Raw genomic sequence first — 3694 nt, forward strand, 5'->3', positions numbered from 1 at the left:
CCTCTATCGCGCCTCTATCGAGACACCACGAAAAACGCCCCTGCCGGGAGTCCCGGCAGGGGCGTTTTTTCATGCTCGTCTTTCTATCTTTCTAACATTCTATCTTTCTATCACTCTTTCGATCCTTGCTATCTACCTGGCGGGGCTGACGCGCTTGCCAGGGGCTTACTTGCCTTCGGCAGCCTTGATGTCGGCCTGCAGGGTGTCGAGGATCTTGCTGCCGCGCTCACCGGATTGCTCACGATAGACTTCCCAGCCCTTCTCGCCGACCGGGCGGAAGGCTTCGCGCTGCTCATCGGTCAGCGTGATGATCTCGATGTCACTGTCTTCCTTGATCTTCTCCAGACGGTCGGCGTTGTACTCCTCCTGCTTCTCGAAGATGTACGGACGCATCTCGTTGGTGACCTTGTCGAGCATCTGCTGCTGCTCGTCATTCAGACCGGAATAAAAGTCACTGGAGGCCACCAGCGTGGTGATGAACTGCGCCTGCTTGGCCTGGATCATGTAGTCCTGAACTTCGTAGAAGCTCATTTCCTGGATGGCGAACACCGGGTTCACCTGGCCGTCGATCTGGCCCAGCTGCAGGCCGGAGTAGACCTCGGAATAGGGCATCGGCGTCGGGTTGGCACCGTAGCCGCGATAGCTCTCGACCAGAATCGGCGAGGTCATGGTGCGGATCTTGAAGCCTTCCATGTCCTCGGGTGTCTTGATGTCACGGTTGCCGGTCCACACCATCCAGCCTTCCGGAATCACGCCCAGCAGCTGGAGGTTCTGCTCGGTGTAGGCCTCGGACAGCATGTCGATGGCCTTGGAGTTGCCAAGCACCTCTTCATTGACGGCATTGTCGTCGGAGAACAGGAAGTGCAGCGTGAAGACGCCCGACTCCGGAATCACCGAGGCCAGGTGACCCGGTGAGGCAAAGGTCAGCTGGATGGCATCGCTCTGCACCAGTTCGGTGAGCTGTGAGGAGGTACCCAGTGCACCGTAGGGGTAGATCTCGACATCGATGTCACCGCCGGAAGCCTCTTCGATGCGCTTCTTGAATTCCTGGGCGTAGGCATCCTGCACACTGCCGGAGACTTCCTCCAGCGCGAAACGCCAGGTGTCAGCCTGCACGCCCGCGGAGGCCAGCGCCGCCATGCCCAGGCCGGACGCGAGGGCACCTCCCTTGATGAACGCGGCGAGACGAGAAAGGGGAACAGGAGTCCTGGACGTCTCGCGATTCTGCTCGGGTGACGGGTTCCATTGCATCGTCATCTTGTTCTCCTTGTGTGATTTCCATCAGCGTCGGGCGGCTCTGGGCATACCCGGCGTGCAACTTGCATCATTTAGATAATATTGCCATTCTTAATATAATAAAAAAATTACCAAATTGGATAGTATGATTAGAATTTATTATGAATAAGCTGAGCCTGTGCGCATGAGGCTCTAGTACTCGAGCTCTGGTGCTCGAGCTCTGGTGCTTGAGGCTCTGTCCGTCGCTCGCCAGACCGACATGCCGCGCGTCGGCCGCATACTGATTTCAAGCGCCGCTAATAAAGCTAGAACAAGAGTAGCCAAAGTGAAAATCACGGCGGCGCCGCGGAAAATTTCAATGGATCGTACTGGCAAATGCAGGCTGTCTGGCGCAAACCACTGCGCTCATGACGTCTGGTAGAAAGCCTATCTGGCAGGATGCCACATCAACAGGAAGCCGCTTCATGAACTCGCCCCCCTCCAAGTCTCCCTCCGCTGACGAGACCCGTCCCGCCCCGGCCGAGACGAATGGCGCTCAGGACCCCCTCGCACATCTGCCTGCGCCGCTGCGCCGTCTGGCCGCCTGGTTCGAACGTGGTGACCAGGGCCTGGCGCATGTCGAGCGCTGGTTGATCGCCCTGTGCGTGCTGGGCATGGCGACGGCCAGCATCGCCAACGTCATCGGGCGCAACGTCTTCAACTACAGCCTGCCGTTCACCGAAGAGCTGATGCAGATCCTGCAGCTGTGGCTGACCTTCCTCGGCATCAGTTACGGCGCGCGCGCCGGGCGCCATATCCGCGTGACGGCGCTGCTGGACTTCATGCCGCCGTGGTTGCGCAAGGTGCTGCTGATCGCCGGACAGGTCATTACCTGTGCCTTGCTGGCCTACCTCGCCTGGCTGGCGGTGGATTATCTGCAGAGCCTGGCCAAGTCCGGGCGTGTCACGCCGTCGCTGCGCTGGTCGCTGGCGGCGCTCTATGCCGTGGTCCCGCTGGGACTGGCGCTCGGGGCGCTCCAGTACCTGATGGCGATTCTGCGCAACCTGCTGGCGCAGGGCGCCTGGTTGTCATGGCGTACGGCGGAGATGGACGAGAACGAGGAAGTCGACGGCAGCGGCGCGCTCTAGCCACTGCGTCGGGAATGTCTTCTCGATGTCTCGATAGACGATTGATCACACTTCATTGACCCAGGGACGGAAGCTGCGATGTGGATTCTGCTCGTGATGGTGGGGCTGCTGTTGCTTGGGGTACCCATGATGGTGCCATTGAGCGTCGGCACCTTTTTCTTGTTGTTCAGCGATTTTTCCTTCCTCAAGCCGGAGCTGGTGATCCAGCAGATGATCGGTGGCCTGCAGCCGGTGGTGCTGACGGCGGTGCCGATGTTCATTCTGGCGGCCGATATCATGCTCAAGGGCTCCACTGCCCAGCGCCTGCTGGATCTGGTCGAGCGCTTCGTCGGCCACTGGCGCGGTGGCCTGCCGGTGACCACCGCGCTGGGCTGCACCCTGTTCGGCGCGGTGTCCGGCTCCACCCAGGCCACGGTGGTGGCGATGGGGCGCCCGTTGCGCCCGCGGCTGCTGGAAGCCGGTTACAGTGACAAGTTCACCATCGCGTTGATCATCAATGCCTCCGATATCGCGCTGCTGATTCCGCCCTCCATCGGCATGATCATCTATGGCGTCGCGACCGGTACCTCGGTGGGTGACCTGTTCATCGCCGGTATCGGCCCGGGGCTGATGATCCTGGTGCTGTTCTCGCTCTACTGCATGTGGAAGTCGTGGAAGCTGGGCATCGCTCCGCAGCCCAAGGCGGACTGGCCCGCACGCCTCAAGGCCTTGAAGCGCGCCAGCCTGCCGGCGGGCTTCCCGGTGATCATCATCGGCGGCATCTACTCGGGCATGTTCTCGCCGACGGAGGCCGCCACGGTCTCGGTGATCTACGCGCTGATTCTCGAGATGCTGATCTATCGCGGCGTGACCCTGAAGGACCTGCCCAGTGTGGCCTTCTCCACGGGGCTGATCACCGCGGTGGTGTTCATCCTGGTGGCGGCGGGCGCGGGCTTCTCGTGGATGATCTCCTTCGCCAAGATTCCGGATGCCATCCTCGGCGGCTACATCCCCTACCTGTCGGAACATTCGCTGGCGCTGTTGGCGGTGATCGCGGCGGCCTACTTCGTCGGCTGCATGTTCGTGGACCCCATCGTGGTGATCCTGATTCTGGCGCCGGTGTTTGCGCCGGCAGTCGATGCCGCCGGGCTGGACCCGGTGCTGGTCGGCACCCTGGTCACCCTGCAGGCGGCGATAGGTTCGGCGACTCCGCCCTTCGGCTGCGACATCTTCACGGCGGTGGCGGTATTCCGAAAACCGTACATGGAGGTCATCCGGGGGACGCCACCCTTCATTGCCCTGCTGTTGCTGGCGACGGTGCTGCTGATGCTGTTCCCGCAGATCGCGCTGTT

Annotated in this window: 3 protein-coding genes; 2 read left to right on the forward strand and 1 reads right to left on the reverse strand. The window is 61.3% G+C overall.

Annotated features, from left to right (window positions below):
- Nucleotides 1-165 precede the first annotated feature (165 nt).
- Nucleotides 166-1257, reverse strand: coding sequence for a TRAP transporter substrate-binding protein (locus AC4FAH_RS02220; RefSeq protein ID WP_225347476.1), 1092 nt, complete (start codon nt 1255-1257; stop codon nt 166-168).
- Nucleotides 1258-1700: 443 nt separating this feature from the next.
- Here AC4FAH_RS02220 and AC4FAH_RS02225 point away from each other — a divergent pair, with 443 nt between their 5' ends.
- Both AC4FAH_RS02225 and AC4FAH_RS02230 read left to right on the forward strand, forming a co-directional pair.
- Nucleotides 1701-2363 carry a TRAP transporter small permease gene (locus tag AC4FAH_RS02225; protein WP_159055814.1) on the forward strand — a complete coding sequence of 221 codons (663 nt, stop codon included), beginning with the start codon at nt 1701-1703 and terminating at the stop codon, nt 2361-2363.
- Between the two features lie 78 nt (nt 2364-2441).
- Nucleotides 2442-3694 (forward strand): TRAP transporter large permease (locus tag AC4FAH_RS02230; RefSeq protein ID WP_490245600.1); only part of this gene is annotated, 1253 nt, incomplete at its 3' end.

It is taken from the genome of Cobetia sp., from assembly GCF_983723665.1.

Excerpts from the sequence above, each read along its gene's own strand:
- AC4FAH_RS02220 (WP_225347476.1), bottom strand. The coding sequence starts at position 1,257 with ATGACGATGCAATGGAACCCGTCACCCGAGCAGAATCGCGAGACGTCC.
- AC4FAH_RS02225 (WP_159055814.1), top strand. The coding sequence starts at position 1,701 with ATGAACTCGCCCCCCTCCAAGTCTCCCTCCGCTGACGAGACCCGTCCC.